Genomic DNA, 17,590 nt, shown 5'->3' on the forward strand with positions numbered 1-17,590 from the left:
CGCGGCCGCGAGGTCGGCGGTCCCGAGCCCCGACGCGGCCAGCACCGGATCGGCGATCCGCCACGTCTCGGCGACGAGGAGGGCGAGCGCGAAGGCGCGGAGGAGCTGCGGGGGGGCCGCGAGCGCCACGGGAGGGCGCCCGAGCTGCTCCGGCGTCGCGTTCACGGCGGCCGCGGCCGGCAAGGAGCCGGAGGCGAGATCCGCCGCGAGCTGCTCCGAGACCTTCGCCGCGCGCGCCCTCGCCTCTTCCGCCCGACCGTCGAGCGCGGCCAGCGCGGCCTCGAGATCGCGCACCTCGCGTGCCGCGGCGGGGCCCTCGCGGGCCTCGAGCGCGTGGAGCCAGCGCTCGCCGGACGAGCGCGACGCGGAGGGGAGGGTGGCGTCGAGCGCCGCCCGGGCGGGCCGCGCCAGGACCACCGGCTCGCCGTCCTGGACGTCGATCCGGATGGGGAGCTCCTCGAGCGTCACCGGGAGGCGCGTCGCGTACCTCGCCAGCCGGTGGCGCAGGAAGTCCTGGAGGCGCACGCCCGCCCGCACCGCGAGCCGGGCCTCGAGCGCCGCGCCAGCCCGCGACCGGCTGAGCCGCGGCTCTCGCTGAGGGCCCTGCTCCCGCGCCGCGCGCGCGGCACGCCGCGCCCGCCACGCCTCCACCGCCGTGGCGAGGAATCGCCGCCAGCTCCGCTCGTGCCGCCCCGTCCCTGAGAACATCTCGCCTCCGTCCGTCACCGGCCTGTCCTCCGACCCTCGCCCCTCCGCGAAGCTAGGGAGGCGGTCGGGAGACCGCCAAGCGAGCCCGGCGGGGCTCGGCCTGCGCGAGCCAGCTCGAGGGGGCCACCCGCTCGCATTGCGCCGCTCCGGCGGCACGATTCCGTGTGCCTCGTCCCGCTGGACGCAAGCGGGTCGCGCGACGGGTCGGGGTGGCGTCGGGCGCGCAAGGGATACCCGCGGCTCCTGCCGGTCGGTACGCTCCGCCCGTGTCCTTCGCCGGCCCTACCCGGATCCTCGTCGTGGACGACAACGAGATCCTCCGGACCCTCCTCTCGCAGGCGCTCGAGCACGCCGGGTACGACGTGATCGCGGCCGAATCGGCGATCGGCGCGCTGGAGGTGGCCGCGGGTGATCCGCCCGATCTCTGCCTCGTCGATCACTACATGCCGGGGATGACCGGGGCGGAGCTGATCCGGACGCTGCGCGCCTCCTCCGACCCGCGCCTCCGGGCGATCCCGGCGATCGGCTTCTCCGGCCACGCGGGCGCGGAGGACGAGCTGCGCCGCGCGGGCGCGATCGCGATCCTGCGGAAGCCGCTCGGCGAGGTCGCCCTCGTCGAGGCGGTCCGGCGCGTGCTGCCGCCGTCGCCCGCGGGCGCGGCGTGCGGCGCGGGCTAGGTCTTGGCGTACGCCTCGAGCGCGGCGGAGACGGCGGCGCCGGGCCTCGGCGCCTTGCCCTGCTTCGCCAGGGCCTGCTCGATGGCGGCGAGGACGGCCAGCACGTTCTCCTGGCGCGCGGACTCGCCCATGAGGCCGATGCGCCAGACCCGACCGGCGAGCGGTCCGAGGCCGCCGCCGATCTCGATGTCGTGGTCGGCGAGGAGGGCGCGTCGGACGGCGCCCTCGTCCACCCCGGCGGGCGCGCGGACGCAGCTCAGGCTCGAGAGCCGGTGCCCCTCCTGCGCCTGCGGCGTGCACCCCAGGGCGGCGAGCCCCGCCACGAGGGCGGCCGAGTGGCGGCGGTGGCGCGCGAAGCGGGCCTCGAGCCCCTCCTCGAGCACGAGCCGGAGCGACTCGCGGAGCGCGTAGATCATCGAGATCGGGGCGGTGTGGTGGTAGACGCGCTTCCCCTCCGCCCAGTAGTCGGCGACGAGGCCGACGTCGAGGTACCAGCTCTGGACCTTGGTCCTCCGCGCCTTCACCGCCTCGAGCGCGCGCGGCGAGAGGGTGAGCGGCGAGAGCCCGGGCGGACAGGAGAGGCACTTCTGCGTGCCGGAGTAGACGGCGTCGGCCTCCCAGGCGTCCACCTCGACCGGCACGCCGCCGAGCGAGGTCACGGTGTCCACCACGAGCAGCGCGCCGCGACGGTGGCAGAGCTCGCCGAGCCCGGCGATCGGCTGCTCCGCGCCGGTGGAGGTCTCGGCGTGCACGATCGCCACGAGCTTCACCTTCCCCTCCCTCGCGAGCGCCTCCTCGATGCGGGCGGGGTCGCAGACCTGGCCCCAGGGCACCTCGAGCTTCACGGCGCGCGCGCCGCAACGGCCGACGATGTCGGCCATCCGGTTCCCGAACACGCCCGCCGCGACCACGATCGCCGCGTCCCCTGGCTCGAGCAGGTTCACGAGGGCCGCCTCCATCCCGGCCGAGCCGGTCCCGGAGACGGCGATGGTGAACGGGTTCTCCGTCCGGAACACGGCCCGGAGCTGCGCCTGCACCTCGGTCATGAGCTCGAGGAACCGCGGATCCAGGTGGCCGAGGAGCGGGGTGGCCATCGCGCGGAGGACGCGTGGATGGACCATGCTCGGGCCAGGTCCGAGGAGGAGGCGGGTCGGCGGCGCCAGCTCGGAGACGGCAGGGACGTTCATGTGGGGACCTCGCGGAGGCGGCCGGGCGGCGGCCGCGGAAGATGAAGCGCGATCATACCCGCCGCGGACCCGCCGGCGCGACCCCCGTGACGTCCGTGCGCAAAAACGGGCGCGTGGCGCTCCGGCGCGACGGACCGTGGGCGTACCAACGAGAACGGAGGGCCGTCGAACGCCGCTCGACGTCACCCCCCGGCGCCGCGGCGCAGCCAGAGCTCCACCTGGCCGACGGCGTACGGCACCGCGGCGTCCACCCGGAGCACGCGCGGGCCGAGGGAGAACGGCGTGAACCCGCGCTCGGCGAGCGCGCCGGCCTCGTACGCGGTCCAGCCGCCCTCCGGCCCGATGGCGAGGGCGGCGCGCGGCCCGCCCGGCGCGAGCGCGTCGAGCGGCGCGGCGCCGATCGGGTGAGCGAGGAGGCGCGCCGGCTCGGGGAAGGTCGCCGCGAGCTCGTCCTCGACGAACGGCTTGAAGAGGCGGCGGACGATCACCTCGGGGAGGATCGTGTCGCGCCCCTGCTCCAGGCCGAGCAGGAGGTGCTCCCGCAGCGCCTCCGGCTCGAGGAGCGGCGACGCCCAGTAGCTCTTCTCGACGCGCCAGCTCCCGAGCAGCACGAGGCGCTTCACCCCCATCGAGGCCGCGGCGGCGAGCACCTTCCGGAGGATCTTCGGCCGGGGGAGCGCGAGCAGGAGCGCCACCGGGGCAGGCGGCGGCGGGTCGCGGTCGAGGACCGGCGCGAGCACCACCTCCGCGGGGGTCGCCGCGAGGATCCGCGCCTCGCCCATCCGGCCCCCCACGACGCCGACCTGGAGCCGATCGCCGGGCGCGGCGCGGAGGACGTCGAGCACGTGGCGCGCGCGCCGATCCGAGAGCCGGGCGGTGCCGTCGGGCGCCAGCTCGTCGGCCTCGAGGAGGAGGAGGTTCACGCCGGCGGAGGGTGGCGTGGGCTCGGGTGGGTGTCAATGCGCGTCTCACCCGTCCCCGTCACCGTGCCCGTGAGCGTGCCCGTTTCCGTGCCCGCGTCCCGCCTCCCGTGTCCCATGGCCCGTGCTCCGTTGGACGTCGGACGACGGGGATCGGGCGACGGTTCACGCTCTGCCGGTACGCGAACCCGAACCCGCACCCGGCTCCCGCAGCCCCTGGTCCCTCGGCCCGTGATCCGATGGCGCGGTCGGACCACGGATACCGGGCCACGGGCCACGGGACCCGGTTCACGGGTCACGACGAGCCGGTGACGGTGACGGTGCACGGATAACGGGCGCGCGGGTTCGCGTTCGCGTTCGGGGGAGTGAAGGAAATCCGAGCCGTCACGCATGGCGGGGGGAGGGGCGCAGCCCCTCCGCGCGGGGACCGCGAGCGATCCCCCGCGAAGCGGGGGCCGCGAGCGGTCACGGGACCCGCGCAGCAGGGGTGGGGCCCCGGCCACCCTTCGACGAGCTCAGGGTGGACGGGGCGGGGGCGCCAGCCCCCGATATCAAGACGCCAGCCGCCCCTCCGCGGGCGACGGGACCGGGACGCCCATCGCGCCGGGGGCCGGGGTGGGCGACTCTCCGAGCGGTGGGGAGCGGACGTCGGCCGACTTCCTCCGGCGCGGCGCCACGAGCTCGGGCGCGCCGCGCACGGACGCCTGGCGGACGTACTCGTATCGATCCAGCTCGAGCGCGCCGAGCAGGCTCTGCGCGAGCCGGGCCAGCGCCACGCGCTCGCGGTGCTCCGCCTCGACGCCGACGCGCGCGGCGGTCATGGCGCGGGCGGAGATCTCGCGCAGCCGCCGCCGCGCGGCGTCGCGCTGCCGCTCGAGATCGCGCACCTCCTGGTCGGCCCAGTCCAGCTCCTCGAGCCTGCGGGCGCGCTCGGCCAGGGTCCGGGCGCGCTCCCGATCCCAGGTGAGCGCGGCCGCCACCTCCGCCTCGCGCAGCGCCGCCGCCGCGCGGGCGCGTCGGAGCGCGAGCGCGGTCGCGAGCGGCACCGCGAGCAGGAGGAGCACGTAGGTCGCGACCGGCATCCGCGCGCCGCGCGGCTCGATGGCGCCGAGGGCCGCGGCGACGAGCGCCGCGATGGCCGTCGCGGCGCCCGCGGCGACCGCCAGCGCGCGCCGCCTCGGCCGGTCGGCCTCGCCGCGCGCGGCGGAGATCGCGCCGTCGAGCCCCACGTGGGCGAGCCCGAAGAGCGCTGCGGAGACGCCGAAGGCGAAGAGGGCCGCGAAGGCGGTCTCGATGGGGCGCCGCGCGGACTCCGCCCCGAGGCGCGCGGGGTCCACGTCCGCGGCGCGGAGGAGCGGCAGCGCGACCTGCCAGGACTCGGCGGCGAACGCCGCCGCGGCGAACGCGCCGAGGGAGAGCTGCGGCAGCGCGCCGTGGACGGGCGGGCGGCCCAGCTGCTCCGCGGTCGCCTCGACGCCGGAGGGGGCCACCAGCAGCCCGGAGGAGACGTCGGCGGCGACGCGGCGCGACAGCTCCTCCCCGCGGCGGCGCGCGGCGTCGATCTCGCCGTCGAGGACGGCGAGCCGCACCTCCAGCTCGGCGGCCTCCTGGCGCACCGCGGGGCCCTCCAGCGCGACGAGCGGCGCGAGCCATGCGTCCGGCTCGGCGGCGGGGGGCGCCGGCCGGCGCTCCTCGACGGGCTTCACCACGAGCTCGCCGTCGTCCACGTCGACCGCGATGGGCAAGCGCGCGCGGGGGACCGGGAGCATCGCGAGGTAGTGCGCGAGGCGGGAGCGGAGGTAGTCGTCGAGCGTCACGCCCGCGGTCACTCCGGCGCGGGCCTGCCAGCACGCGGCGATCCAGGTCCGGTGGACGGGCTCGAGCCGGACGCGGCGGGGGCGGCGCACCCGCGGCTCCGTCGGGAGGCCGAGCCAGCTCCGCACCCGGCGTGGGAGCGCCGCCGCGGCGGTGTTGTCGGTGGCGTGATGATGGCGTTCCTCGGACACGGCTCGACTCCTGCGTTCTCCAGGGGCGGCGAGCGACGGCGCGCTCGCTCGCGCGCCCGCCGGGTGGGCTCCACACGTGGGTAATCATCCGACCGCGCGTGTGCCGGTCCCTGCGTGGGCCGGGGCGACTCGCCGGTGCGCGGGCCGACCCGCGCGTGCCGCGGGCGACGCGCGCGGCCGCCGGTCGGGTACAATGGAGTCAATGTCCGCCGAAGCGCCGCCCCGCTGGACGCTGATCTCCGTCCTCTTCTCGAGCATCCCGCTCACCCCGAGCCTCGCCGCGACGTTGCACGAGGCCGCGATGGAGCTCTACCGGCGCGACAGCGCGGTCGCGCCCGTGGCGGGGGACCTGGTGAACGGCCGGGTCACGAACCTCAAGAAGACGATGCAGCTCGGCGCGATCAGCGGCCCGGCGTTCGAGGCGAGGCTTGACACGGAGCGCGGGAGCGGCACCGTCCGCTACCTCCTCACGCGCCAGGGGCTCGAGCTGATGGGGGTCGAGGCCCCGGCGGCGGCCGCTGCGCGCCCGCGATACTTGAACTGACGGTGTAGCGCCGGGCTCGCTCGGGGTCGCTCGTCGTCGCGCGGATGGCGCGCGGTTCCGGCCCTTCCGCATCCACCCAGCACGCGTTCGGGGGTGGGCACGGGGAGGACGCGGGCGGGGACGTCCCTGCGGGCGCGCCAGGGGTGCGGAGGCGCGGGCAACCTTCGATGGGCACGGCCTCCCTTCGCGGGATGCCCCGCCTGGCACCTGGTCCCCAAGGTCTCCCGAGGGGGGACCGACCCGATGCAGGAATCCTCGGGTGGCGAGGCGCCATCGCGTGTGCCGGGAGGCCGGGAACGGCTGGTGCGCTTCGCGCTCGTCGGGATCTCGGGCGTAGGGGTCAACCTCGCGGCGCTGCACGTCCTCGCCGCGGGGCTCGGCGTGCCGGAGATCGCCGCCTCCGCCCTCGCGATCGAGGCGAGCGTCGTCTCGAACTTCCTGCTGAACGACACCTTCACCTTCCGCGATCGCCACGGCGCCGGCGGCGCCGGCCGGCGGCTGCTGCGGTATCACGCCGTGAGCGCCGTCGGGGTGATCGTGCAGCTCGGGACGTTCACCGCGCTCGCGCTCGGCGCGCGCCGGCTGCTCGGCCGTCCCGCGCTCGGGCCCTGGCGCTCCGCCGCGCAGCTCGCGGGGATCGCCCTCGCCTTCGCCTGGAGCTACGCAGGGAGCGTCCGGTTCGCCTGGGCCGGTCACGCCCGCGCGCGCGCTCGCCCGCCGCGACGCGCGTCACGGGCGGCGGCGGTGCCGGCGGCGATCTTCGCGGCGCTCCTGGTCCTGCACGCGCTGCCCACCTGGCTCGTCGCCTACGTCCCGACGCAGGACGGCCCCCTGCACGTCGAGAACACGCTCGCCCTGCTGCACCACGCGACCTCCCCGCTCCTGCAGCGGTACTACGTCGCCAACTGGGGGGCGCAGCCGAACTGGCTCACGCAGCTGCTGCTCGCGCCGCTGCTCGGGATCGTCTCCGCGCCGACCGCCGAGAAGCTCGTCCTCACCGGCTACACCCTGCTCCTGCCGCTCTCCTTCCGGGCGGTGCTGCCGCGCGGGGCGCGCGGGTGGTGGGCGGCGCTCGCGGTCTTCCCGTTCGTCCACGCGTTCCCCTTCTTCATGGGGTTCTGGAACTTCTCGTGGGGCCTCGCCCTCGCCTTCCTCACCGCGGGCTTCTACCTGCGCACGCGCGGCCGGCTCTCGCCGGCGCGGTTCGCCGGGCTCGCCGCGTTGTCGGCGCTCCTGTACCTGGCGCACCTCGTCGCGTTCGTCGGGGCGGTGATCGCGGCGGCTGCGGTGCTGGGCCTCCGGGCCTGGGCCTCGGTGCGACGGGCGGGGCCGAGCTCGGCGCGGCGCCGCCGCGTGCTGCGCGGGTACGGCAGGCGGCTCGCGGCGGGGGCGCTCACCTTCGCCCCGGGGATCGCGCTCGTCCTCGCGTGGGTCGTCGCGCACCGCGATCGGGCGTCGGCGCGGCTCCCGTTTCCGGAGCTCGCCGCGAAGCTCGCCGCCGGGTACGCCCTCGTCTCCATCGACCGGGGCGAGCTCCCGCTCGCGGTGATGGTGGTGCTCGTCCTGTTCGTGGGGGTGGTGCACCTGCTGCTCGTGCGGGCCGGTCGCGGGCCGACGCTCCGGCCGAACGACGGGTGGCTGCTCGCGGCGGCGATCTTCGTGGTCCTCTACTTCGCCGTGCCGGACGTGGTGGCCGCCGGCGCGTACGTCTCGGACCGGCTCGCGCTCTTCGCGTTCCTCTGCACGGCCGCGTGGATCGGCGCCGGCGCCGCGCCACGGGTGGCGGTGCGGCGTGTGGCGCTCGCCCTCGCGGCGATCTCGGTGGTCGCCCTCGGCGTCCGGCTCGACAAGGAGCGGCGGCTCTCCGCGCTGATGGAGGAGCTCGTCTCGGCGGGGCGGTTCGTGGGGAACGATCGGGTGATCCTCCCGCTCGCCCTCGCGCCGCACGGGCCGCGCGACGCGCACGGCCGCCGGATGGGCTACCGGATCAAGCCGTTCCTGCACGGCGCGAGCTGGATCGTCGCGGCGCAGGGCGGCGTGGAGCTGAAGAACAGCCAGGCGAACACCGATCAGTGCCCGGTGCGCTGGCCCGCGGACCGGAACCCGTTCCGGATCATCGCGAGCAACCGCGGGCGCATGGAGGGCGTCCCGCCGTGCGTGGACCTCCGGGCGGCGCCGCGCCTGGGGACGATCGACTACGTGCTGGTGTGGGGTGCGACGCGCGAGAACCTGGAGACGCCGTGCGGCGCGGCGCTCGTCGTCGAGCTCGCGGACCGCTACGAGCCGGTGTTCCTCTCCGCGCCTCGCGGCCTGCTCGAGGTCTGGCGGCCGCGGGCCGCGACGGCGGGGAGGAGGCCGCACGCCTCGGACCTCGGGCCCCAGGTGGCGAGGACGGCTTCTCCTCGTTGAGGGCGGAGCCCGAGAGCCTTCTTACGACACGGGCCCCCCGGCGTTCGCCGGAGGGCCCGCTCGATTCGCCTGTGGCTTCGGCCGCTACTTCTTCTTCGCGGGGGCCTTGGGGGCGGCGGCCGGGGCGGGGGCGGGGGCCTTCAGGACCCGGTCACCGGTCTCGTCCATCGACGTGAAGAGGACCGCGCTCTCCTTCGCCGTGGCGACGTCGGCCTTGATCGGGTGGCACACGGCGCAGAAGGCGTCCATCTTCGAGCCCTTGGCCGTGTCGACGCGGAGGTACTTGTAGTACGGGTTCGACGGGTGCGGGTCGTGGCAGCCGAGGCACTCGAAGCGGCCGCCCTCGCGGAGCAGCTCCGGCGGGACCTTCGCGATCTTGGGGTTGACCGAGGCGAGGCCGAACGGGTGGCTCATGTGGCCGTTCACCGGGGCGTAGCCCTGGCCGCCCTCCTTCGAGTCGGCGTGGCAGCCGAGGCAGAGCGCCGTGGTGCCCGTGTACGGCTGCTTCGTCTTCGGGTTCAGCATCGTCTTGTTCTGCGGGACGGCGAAGATGATCTCGCCCTTGGCGGTGTGGATCGAGTGGCAGCCCGAGCAGCCGACGCTGTCGTGGGCGCCCGCGGCGAGGGCGGCGAGGGGGAAGGTGGTGGCGAGGGCGACGAGGAAGGACCTGCGGGCGAGCGACATCGGTGAGACTCCTTGATGGATCAGGGGAACGGGTGGGCAATGTAAGGGCTCAGGCCCCGACGGTTCCTTGACGGACGACAACGGACCCGCCGTCGCCATCAAGGTCCACTCCGCCCTTCCTCGTCCCACAGCGCGCCGGTGCGCCAGCCCAGACGGACCGAGAGCATCCGCGCGGCGAACGCGACGGCGATCCCGACCAGGGCGGCGAGCGTCGGCGGCAGGTGCAGCCCGCGAGCGAGCCCGAGGAAGGCGACCGCACCTGCGAGGGCCGCGAGCGCGTAGAACTCGCCCGGCTTGAAGATGAGCGGCTCCTCGCGCACGAGCACGTCGCGCAGGACCCCGCCGCCCACGGCGTTCACGACCGCCACCAGCAACGCGGTGAGGACCGGCAGCCCCGCCGCGAGCGCCTTCTGCTCCCCCACCATCGCGTACGTCCCGAGCGCCAGGGCGTCGGCGAGCATGAACACGAGCCGGAGGCGCTGCAGGTGCTTGCTGAAGAAGAACGTGGCGGCGGCGCCGGCGAGCACCGCGCCGAGGTAGCGGCCGTCGGTGATCACCGCGGGCGGCCCCTCCCGGAGGAACAGGGCGTCGCGGAGGAGGGCGCCGCCCAGGCCGGTGACGAACGCGAGGACGATGGCGCCCACGGCGTCGTAGCGCTTCTTCCGCGCGATGAGGCTGCCGGTCACCGCGAACAGGAACGTCGCGGCGAGATCGAAGGCGATGTCCAGGGCGAACGGGCGTTCGAGGAACTGCTGCGCGCGGAGCGGGTCCACGGCGGACATCTAAGCACGCCCGGGGCGTTCCCGCCCGACGGCGGCCCCGCCCTCGTGCAGCGGCCAGGTCCTGCGGCGCAGGCTCCCTGCGTGTCCCACGCCGGCAGGGTAGCATCGCGAAGAGATGACACCGCTCCCCGTCCGGATCGTGCTCCTCCGCCCGCGCAACCCCGAGAACCTCGGCGCCGCCGCCCGGGCCATGAAGAACTTCGGCCTCGACGACTGGGCCATCGCCGCCCTCGGGACCCACGACTTCGGGGCGGCGCGCCGGGTCGCCGTGCACGCCGAGGACCTGCTCGACCGGCCGCGCCTCGTCGCGACGCTCGACGAGGCGGTCGCGGACTGCGCCTGGGTCGTCGGCACCAGCTCGCGGGCCGTCCGCGGGAAGCGCCGGCTCGCGCCCGCCGCGGTCGCCCGCGAGGCGCTCGAGCGCGCCGGGGAGGGGCGCACCGCCATCGTGTTCGGGGACGAGCGGAGCGGGCTCACCAACGAGGAGATCCACCGCTGCCACGACCTCTCGGCGATCCCGACCGGCGAGGCCCAGCCCTCGGTGAACCTCGCGCAGGCCGTGCTCCTCTACTGCTACGAGGTCCGGCGCGCCGCGCTCGCCGCCGCCCCGGCGCGGGCGACGCGGCTGCCGCAGGGCGCGACGGACGCGGACCTGGAGCGGGTGGAGGACGCGCTGCGCGACGCGCTCCGGACCGCCGGGTTCCTCGCCGGGCCCGAGCGGCACGCGGTCCGGGACCTCGCGGCGGCGCTCCGGCGCGCGCGCCTGTCGCGGCGCGAGGCGAGCCTGTGGCTCGCCGCGCTCCGGACGCTGGGGCGCCCCCGGGGAGCGCGATAGCGCGGCCGCGCCGGCGCGTGCGGGGAGCTACCCCAGGTCCTCCCGCTCCACGCCGGGGATCCCGAGGACGAGGTCCGGGCCGTACGCCGACGCGGGCGTCTGCCAGCCGGGGCGGACCTCGCCGGCGAGGACCCGGCGTGCGATCTCGGTGGCGGCGAGCGCGGTCAGCGTGTAGCCCTCCGGACCGCGCTGCCGGGCGGCGACCTTCTTGCCGGAGCCGTCCACGGCCTCGCCGTACACGACGGTCCGCCCGCGGGCGCGCGCGGCCGCGTCCGGCCCCGGACCGCCGCGCGCGAGGAGGCGCGCGACGACGTCCGCGACGCGCGGCGGTCGGACCAGCGGCGCGAGGCGCGGCGCGAGCTTCAGGAACGCGCGCGCCCAGGCGGGGACGGCCATGTACGTCGCGACCTCGGCGATCCCGGTGGAGCGCGGCGCGGTCGCGAGGTCGCCCCACGGAAGGGAGACGCACGGGACCGGGCCCTCGCCGAGGTCGAACGATCGCACCGCGGGCGCGCCGGCCGGGGCCCGCGCGTCCAGGTGCGCGAGCAGGGTCCGGGCGGTGCCGACCGAGAGCTGGCCGAGGGTCGAGAGGGCGAGCGTGAGCGACCGGGCTCCGGGGAGCCGCTGCGCGAGGTGCGCGGCGAGGCAGTCGGAGGGGACCACGTCGTAGCCGGCGCCCGGCAGGAGCATCACCCCGGCGCGCTCGGCGTGCGGGCCGAGCGAGGCGATCCCGTTGAACACGGCGAGCTCGCCGGTGAGGTCGAGGTAGTGCACGCGGAGCTCGAGGCAGGCCTCGGCGACGTTGCGCCAGGTGTGCACGAACGGACCGGCGCAGTGCAGCACCGCGGCGCTGCCCTCGATCCCGCGCCGGATCGCGTCCGGGTCCGTCAGCGGGAAGGCACGCCAGGGGACGCGCAGCTCGCGAGAGAGGGCGACGAGCCGCTCGGAGTCGCGGCCGGCGAGGACGATCGGGAGGCCGCGCGCGGCGGCCTCGCGGGCCACGAGCGCGCCGGTGTAGCCGTAGGCGCCGTAGATGAGCAGGGTCGGAGTGGACACGGGGGAAGGCTAGCGCGGATCGGGGCGCCTGTGGCGAGCGCGTTCGGACTCCGATCCGGGGCGCGCGGGAGGCCGGGTACGCTCACGGGCACGGGCTCGGGGCAGCGGTGAGCCCTCGGCCCGAAGGGCCGTTAGAATCGGTTGATGACACCCCTCACGTGGCTGGAGCGCGACGGCGGGCTCTTCTGCGATCTCTCCGACGGCGGAGAGGGCGCGGGCACGTTCCTCGCGGTCCGGCCGCACCCCGAGCCGGAGTACTGGCGCCCGATCTGCGTCCTCGCCCCTGGCGGGGAGGAGCACGAGCTCGGGGACGGCGTTTTCGGCCGCGAGCACGCTCGCGACACGCTCGTGAAGTTCGCGATCCAGCTCCTCGCCGCAGCGCACGGCCTCTCCTCCGCGCCGCGCGAGGCGGACGACGACGACGCCTGGCCGCAGCGGACCCTGGCGCGGCTCTGGACATGCCTCGCCGCGGGCCCCGGGGCGGCGCCGCCGCCGGAGGCCGGCGGGGGCCCGGACGCCGCCGATCCCGGTGACGATCCGTAGAAGCGCAAAGAGGGGAGTCCGCGTGTCCGCGGTTGGTCATCCTTCTGGTGCAGGGCTCGCCCCGCTGGCGAGGACGGTGCTCCTCGCCGGCCACGTCACGCTCGACCGCTGGGAGGGGGGGCTCGAGCCCGGCGGCACGGTGAGCTACGCCGCCCGGACCTACCTCGGCCTCGGCGCCCGGGTCCGCGCCATCACCGCCGCCGGGCCCGACTTCCCGACGGACGCCCTCGCCGCAGCGGAGCTCTCCATCGCGCCAGCGGGTCGCACGACGACGTTCGTGAACCGCTATGACGAGGCCGGCGTCCGGACCCAGCGGGTCGAGGCGGTCGCCCCTCCGCTCGACCCCGCGCTGGCGCCGGCGGGCTGGCTCGAGGCGGACCTCGTACACCTCGCCCCCGTCATCGGCGAGCTCGACCTCGGCGCGTGGCTCGCGGCGGTGCGCGCCCCCTTCGTCGGGCTCGGCATCCAGGGCTGCGTCCGCGCGGTGGCGCCGGACGGCGCGGTGATCCAGCCGCCCTGGCGCCCCGCGCCGGAGGCGCTGCGCGGCGTCCACGCCGCCTGCGTCGGCGAGGACGACCTTCGCGGGCAGGGCGACCTGCTCGAGCGGCTCGTCGCGGCCATCCCCGTCGTCGCCTTCACGCATGGCGAGCACGGGTGCGACCTCTTCCTGCGCGGCCGCGCGCTCCGGATCGGCGCGTACGAGACGCGGGAGGTCGATCCCACCGGCGCCGGCGACGTGTTCTCCGCAGCGTTCTTCCTGGGGCTCGCCGAGGGCCTGGAGCCGGCCGACGCCGCGCGCCTCGGGGCGGGGGCGGCGTCGATCGTCGTGGAGGCCCGCGGCGCCGCGGCGCTCGACCGGATCGCCGAGGCGCGCGCCCGGGCGGCCGGGGTGCTGGTGCTCCCCGGTTAGTGTGGCCGGCTAGCTCGGCGTCGGCATCGAGAAGGCGGGGCCGCCGCCGCTCGTCGGCCAGCGCTGCGTGACGGCCTTGAGCCGCGTGTAGAAGCGGATCGCCTCCGGGCCGTGCGCGTGGTGGTCGCCGAACAGGCTCCGCTTCCACCCGCCGAAGCTGTGGAACGCCATCGGAACCGGGATGGGCACGTTCACGCCGACCATGCCGGCCTGGACGCGGTGCGCGAACTCGCGCGCCGCGCGACCGTCGCGGGTGAAGATCGAGGCGCCGTTCCCGTACTCGTGGCCGCTCACGAGCTCGACGGCGCCCGCGAGGTCCGGCACGCGGACGACGCACAGCACGGGGCCGAAGATCTCCTCGCGGTAGACGCGCATCCCGGGCGTCACCTGGTCGAACAGCGACCCGCCGAGGAAGAACCCGCCCTCGCGCCCCTTCACCCGCAGGCCGCGGCCGTCCACGGCGAGGCGCGCGCCGGCGGCGAGCCCGTCGTCCAGGTAGGAGAGGATCTTCGCCCTGTGCTCCGCGGTGATGACCGGGCCCATCTCGACCTCCGGATCGCGCCCGTCGCCGACCTTCAGGGCGCGGACGCGCGGCGCGAGCCGCTCGACGAGCGGATCGGCGGCGTCCCCGACCGCCACGGCCACGGACACGGCCATGCACCGCTCCCCGGCCGAGCCGTACGCGGCGCCGACGAGCGCGTCCGCCGCCTGGTCCAGGTCGGCGTCGGGCATGACGACGAGGTGGTTCTTCGCGCCGCCGAGGGCCTGCACGCGCTTCCCCGCGGCGGCGCCGGTGGCGAACACGTGCCGGGCGACCGCGGTCGAGCCCACGAAGCTCACGGCCTGCACGTCCGGGTGGGCGAGGAGGGCGTCCACCGCGGTCCGATCGCCCTGGATCACGTTGAACACCCCGTCCGGCAGCCCGGCCTCTCGCAGCAGCTCGGCCAGGGCGAGCGACGCCGACGGGTCGCGCTCCGAAGGCTTCAGCACGAAGGCGTTCCCGCAGGCGATGGCCATCGGGAACATCCACATCGGCACCATGACCGGGAAGTTGAACGGGGTGATCCCGACGCACACGCCGAGCGGCTGCCGGACGGACCACGCGTCGATCCCGGTGGCGACCTGCTCCGTGTACTCGCCCTTGAGGAGCTGGGGGACACCGGTGGCGAACTCCACCACCTCGAGACCGCGCTGCACCTCCCCGCGCGCGTCGGGGATCGTCTTGCCGTGCTCGGACGTGACGATCGCCGCGAGCCGCTCCTGGTCGCGCTCGACGAGCTCCCGGAACCGGAACATCACCCGGGCGCGCCGGAGCGGGGAGGTCTCCGCCCAGGGCCGGAACGCACGTTGCGCGGCCGCCACGGCCGCGCCGACCTCGTCGGCCCCGGCGAGCGCGACGCGGCCGGTGACCGCGCCGGTCGCCGGATCGAAGACGTCGCCTTCCCGGCCGCCGTGGCCCGGGTGGAGCCGGCCTCCGACGAAGTGCGGGATGGGGCGCGGGCTCTCCAGCCGCTCTGCGGGCTCGCTCATGGAGTATCTCCTGCCTCTGGGGAGGCCCGGAAAAAAGCGAGGCGGCCCTTGCGAGCCGCCTCCGCGGAGCTTCACTCATCTGCCGCGCCGGATCCGGGGGAGCCCGGAGGCTCCGTGGTCCCTGGCCCGACACGCGGCCAGAGGGAAGCGCCGCTTGCACTCCCGACAGTCCTGGTCCGCTCGGCGTCAGCGGATCGATGTCGGGCCATGCACCTCGAACGTGTGGAGCGGACGCGGCGGCGGCAAGGGGCGTCCCGAAGCGAACGCGCGGCCACACGGGGAGTCACGCGAGCGGGCGGGCGCCCGCCGCGGATCAGGGCAGGATCTCGAGCACGCGGGCGCGCCTCACCGGCGCGTCCTCGATCTCGACCGTGGTCGGAACGTCGAGGATCGCGCGGACCGCGAACCCGTCGGCGGGGGCGTAGGTCCGACCGGCGTCGCCGACGAGGACCCGGACGCCGCGCGCGGCGAGGGTCCGGAACCACGCGAGCGACCGGGCGGCGAGCGCCCGCTCGTAGAAGACGTCTCCGGCGAGGAGCACGTCGACGCCGTCGAGCGGGTCGCCGATGGGATCGCCGGCGCGGAAGGGGACGGAGAGCCCGTTCAGGGCTGCGTTGAGACCGACCGCCGCGGCGCAGAACGGGTCGAGATCGCAGGCGACCACCCGGGCCGCCCCGGCGCGAAGCGCGGCGAGGGCGACGAGGCCGCTCCCGGTGGCGAAGTCGAAGACGTGCGCGCCGGCCACGAGCGCCGGCTCGTCGAGGATCACCCGCGCGAGCGCCTGGCCGCCCGCCCACGGGAACGCCCAGTACGGCGAGTCGTCCCAGCCGGCGAGCTCGGCCGCGGTCGCGTGCCAGAGCGGGGTCAGCTCGGACGCCTGGTAGACGCGGAGCTCCGGGGCGACCGGCACGGCCGCCGGAGCGGTCCTCGTCCGGATGAACTCGGCGAGATCGCCAGGCGCGCGCGGCGGGGAGGGCAAGAAATCACCTTCGCCGCGCGTCACGGCGCCGAGGACGGCGGCGCGGGCGGCGCCTTCGGCTTCGCCTTCTTCGCGCGCAGGTGCTCGCGGAGCCCCTTGCAGGGATCCTCGCGCTCGGCGCGGGGAGTGAAGACGACGAAGTCGTACGGCAGCCCCTCGGGCTCGTCCTCCTCGACGTACTGCGCCGGCTCGCGCCCCTCCGGCGTGACCTCGCGGAACGCCACCGAGATCACCTTCCCGCCGTCGCCCGCGAGGTAGGCCGGCACGCCGCGGTCGAGCCGCGCGTGCTGCGAGCCGCAGACGAGCGCCGCGCCGCCCGCACCGGCGGCGGCGAGCGACTCCGCGAGCTGCGCGTCGCGGGCGCGCTGGCCGAGGATCATCGGGTCCATCTGCGCCTCGGGGAGCTCGCCGCAATGCGCCTCCTGCATCTCCTTCCGGAGCGCCTCGCGCTCGGCGGGGGAGGGCGGCCCGAGCCGCGCGATGCGCTTCGCGACGGAGGGCGGCAGGGCCTTCTCGCCCTCCATCACCGCGCGGCGGACGTCCTTGCGCGGCAGGTTCGCGCCGACGACGTGGAGCCTCGCGTCGAGCGCGGCCGCGAACACGGGCCGGTACAGCGGGAACTCGGGCCAGCCGCTCTTCGCCCACTGGACCGCCTTCGCCAGCGAGTCCGGCGTCACCCCCGGCGCGGCGAGCGCGGCGTCGATGGCGGGCTGCTGCTCGACGGAGAGCATCTCGAACGCGACCGCCGGCTTCCGACCCGCCGCCGCCAGGGCGCGGATCAGCCGCGCCTGGAGCAGGTGGTGGTCCGCGTTGTCGTGGATCTCGCCGAGGAGGACGGTGTGCGCGCCGAAGAGCGCGGCCACCAGCGCCGGCTCGTCCACGAACCGTCCGGCGCGGACGTCCCAGATCCGGCCCGCGAGCGGGTGATCGCGGAGGAGCGGGCTCACCCACGTGCGTCCGGGGGCGAGCGGTTGGGCGACGAGCCGAGCGCGCGAAGGGGCGCACGCGACGGCGAGCGAGGCGAGGACCAGGAGGGCGGAGGCGCGGCGCGGCATCACCATCAGATACGGCGCCGCGGGCCGCCCGTCGAGTCCCGCGCGCCTACTTGCCGGCCGGCGGCGCCTCCGCCGGGTGCGCCTCGATGTCGTGCAGCCCCTGCTTCGCCTGCATCGCCTGCGGCGAGCTCGGGGCCACCTCGATGACCTTCTCCCAGGCGGCCTTCGCCTTCGCCGGATCGTGCAGGTCGTTCAGGTACACGACGGCCTGGTTGAAGAGGCTCTGCACGTGCTTCGGATCGATCTGGTTCGCCTTCTTGAAGTTCTCGATGGCGCGATCGAACTGGCCGAGGGCGCGGTACATGACGCCCTGGTCGGTGAGGACGTTCGGATCGTTCGGGTTGAGCTCCAGGGCGCGCCCGTACGCCTCGACCGCCTTCTGCGGCTGCTCGCTGTCGAAGAAGGAGTTCCCCAGCGAGACCCACGCCTGCGTGTTCTTCGGGTCCTTCGCGACGACCTGCTGGAGCGTCGGGATCTGCTGGAGCGCCTGGAGTCGCGCCGGGTTCGCGGGTGCGCCGCCCGGCGGCATGCCGACCGGGGGAAGCGCCGGCTGCGCGAGGCGACTCATCGTGGCGCTCTTCTGGCCGGCCATGTAGCCGAGCCAGAGGCCGACGATGAGACCGACCACCAGGCCGAGCAGGGTATAGCGGTTCACGTCATGACCTCCCGTTGGGGAGCAGAGAAAAGAGCACGACTTCGGGTGCAGCGCCAGTCGCTTTCATCGACGACCGTTCGCGCGACGTGGCAGGCGGTCGCATGCCCAGC

The 17,590-nt window shown here is 75.8% G+C and carries 16 protein-coding genes and 1 pseudogene; 6 read left to right on the forward strand and 11 right to left on the reverse strand.

Translation table 11 applies throughout. The features are described 5' to 3' along the window. A pseudogene (locus tag MNZ27_RS06150) lies at positions 1-708 on the reverse strand (hypothetical protein); the annotation flags it as partial. A 266-nt stretch (positions 709-974) separates the two neighbouring features. Between MNZ27_RS06150 and MNZ27_RS06155 the strand changes: the two are divergent. Continuing rightward, positions 975-1,385 (forward strand): response regulator, encoded by a 411-nt coding sequence (locus tag MNZ27_RS06155; protein ID WP_242393163.1) that lies wholly within the window; start codon positions 975-977, stop codon positions 1,383-1,385. On the opposite strand, the gene MNZ27_RS06160 is transcribed toward MNZ27_RS06155, so the two are convergent. The 3 genes from MNZ27_RS06160 to MNZ27_RS06170 form a co-directional block, all read right to left on the reverse strand. After that, on the reverse strand, positions 1,382-2,572 hold the full coding sequence (locus MNZ27_RS06160; protein ID WP_242393164.1) for a pyridoxal-phosphate-dependent aminotransferase family protein: 1,191 nt from the start codon (positions 2,570-2,572) through the stop codon (positions 1,382-1,384). The genes MNZ27_RS06155 and MNZ27_RS06160 overlap by 4 nt on opposite strands. Before the next feature lie 182 nt (positions 2,573-2,754). Continuing rightward, a complete protein-coding gene (locus MNZ27_RS06165) occupies positions 2,755-3,495 on the reverse strand; it encodes a 16S rRNA (uracil(1498)-N(3))-methyltransferase (protein WP_242393165.1) in 741 nt (246 codons plus the stop codon). A 548-nt stretch (positions 3,496-4,043) separates the two neighbouring features. Then, entirely contained in the window at positions 4,044-5,498 is a 1,455-nt protein-coding gene (locus MNZ27_RS06170) for a hypothetical protein (RefSeq protein ID WP_242393166.1), read from the reverse strand. A gap of 202 nt (positions 5,499-5,700) precedes the next feature. Here MNZ27_RS06170 and MNZ27_RS06175 point away from each other — a divergent pair, with 202 nt between their 5' ends. Together MNZ27_RS06175 and MNZ27_RS06180 are read left to right on the forward strand one after the other, a co-directional pair. Beyond that, positions 5,701-6,042, forward strand: a complete 342-nt coding sequence (locus MNZ27_RS06175; protein ID WP_242393167.1) for a hypothetical protein — start codon at positions 5,701-5,703, stop codon at positions 6,040-6,042. A gap of 303 nt (positions 6,043-6,345) precedes the next feature. Then, a complete protein-coding gene (locus MNZ27_RS06180) occupies positions 6,346-8,451 on the forward strand; it encodes a GtrA family protein (protein WP_242393168.1) in 2,106 nt (701 codons plus the stop codon). Between the two features lie 84 nt (positions 8,452-8,535). On the opposite strand, the gene MNZ27_RS06185 is transcribed toward MNZ27_RS06180, so the two are convergent. Together MNZ27_RS06185 and MNZ27_RS06190 are read right to left on the reverse strand one after the other, a co-directional pair. Then, a complete protein-coding gene (locus MNZ27_RS06185; RefSeq protein WP_242393169.1) occupies positions 8,536-9,135 on the reverse strand; it encodes a cytochrome c3 family protein in 600 nt (199 codons plus the stop codon). Between the two features lie 98 nt (positions 9,136-9,233). After that, positions 9,234-9,908 (reverse strand): trimeric intracellular cation channel family protein, encoded by a 675-nt coding sequence (locus tag MNZ27_RS06190; RefSeq protein WP_242393170.1) that lies wholly within the window; start codon positions 9,906-9,908, stop codon positions 9,234-9,236. 124 nt (positions 9,909-10,032) lie between these two features. Between MNZ27_RS06190 and MNZ27_RS06195 the strand changes: the two genes are divergently transcribed. After that, complete coding sequence (locus MNZ27_RS06195) at positions 10,033-10,752, forward strand: RNA methyltransferase (protein ID WP_242393171.1); 720 nt, start codon at positions 10,033-10,035, stop codon at positions 10,750-10,752. Between the two features lie 27 nt (positions 10,753-10,779). Here the strand turns inward: MNZ27_RS06195 and MNZ27_RS06200 are convergent, their stop codons facing one another. After that, on the reverse strand, positions 10,780-11,808 hold the full coding sequence (locus MNZ27_RS06200) for a saccharopine dehydrogenase family protein (protein WP_242393172.1): 1,029 nt from the start codon (positions 11,806-11,808) through the stop codon (positions 10,780-10,782). Positions 11,809-11,952: 144 nt separating this feature from the next. Here MNZ27_RS06200 and MNZ27_RS06205 point away from each other — a divergent pair, with 144 nt between their 5' ends. Together MNZ27_RS06205 and MNZ27_RS06210 are read left to right on the forward strand one after the other, a co-directional pair. Further along, entirely contained in the window at positions 11,953-12,351 is a 399-nt protein-coding gene (locus MNZ27_RS06205; protein ID WP_242393173.1) for a hypothetical protein, read from the forward strand. Positions 12,352-12,373: 22 nt separating this feature from the next. Further along, entirely contained in the window at positions 12,374-13,261 is an 888-nt protein-coding gene (locus tag MNZ27_RS06210; RefSeq protein ID WP_242393174.1) for a PfkB family carbohydrate kinase, read from the forward strand. 9 nt (positions 13,262-13,270) lie between these two features. Here MNZ27_RS06210 and MNZ27_RS06215 read toward each other — a convergent pair whose 3' ends face one another. The 4 genes from MNZ27_RS06215 to MNZ27_RS06230 all read right to left on the reverse strand — a co-directional run bounded on the left by MNZ27_RS06215 (position 13,271) and on the right by MNZ27_RS06230 (position 17,480). Continuing rightward, positions 13,271-14,791, reverse strand: coding sequence for a CoA-acylating methylmalonate-semialdehyde dehydrogenase (locus tag MNZ27_RS06215; protein WP_242393175.1), 1,521 nt, complete (start codon positions 14,789-14,791; stop codon positions 13,271-13,273). 313 nt (positions 14,792-15,104) lie between these two features. Continuing rightward, positions 15,105-15,770, reverse strand: a complete 666-nt coding sequence (locus MNZ27_RS06220; RefSeq protein ID WP_242393176.1) for a class I SAM-dependent methyltransferase — start codon at positions 15,768-15,770, stop codon at positions 15,105-15,107. A gap of 20 nt (positions 15,771-15,790) precedes the next feature. Beyond that, positions 15,791-16,825, reverse strand: a complete 1,035-nt coding sequence (locus MNZ27_RS06225) for a ChaN family lipoprotein (RefSeq protein WP_242393177.1) — start codon at positions 16,823-16,825, stop codon at positions 15,791-15,793. Between the two features lie 46 nt (positions 16,826-16,871). After that, complete coding sequence (locus MNZ27_RS06230; protein ID WP_242393178.1) at positions 16,872-17,480, reverse strand: tetratricopeptide repeat protein; 609 nt, start codon at positions 17,478-17,480, stop codon at positions 16,872-16,874. Positions 17,481-17,590 lie beyond the last annotated feature (110 nt).

The organism is Anaeromyxobacter oryzisoli, from assembly GCF_022690765.1.
GTDB lineage: Bacteria > Myxococcota > Myxococcia > Myxococcales > Anaeromyxobacteraceae > Anaeromyxobacter > Anaeromyxobacter oryzisoli.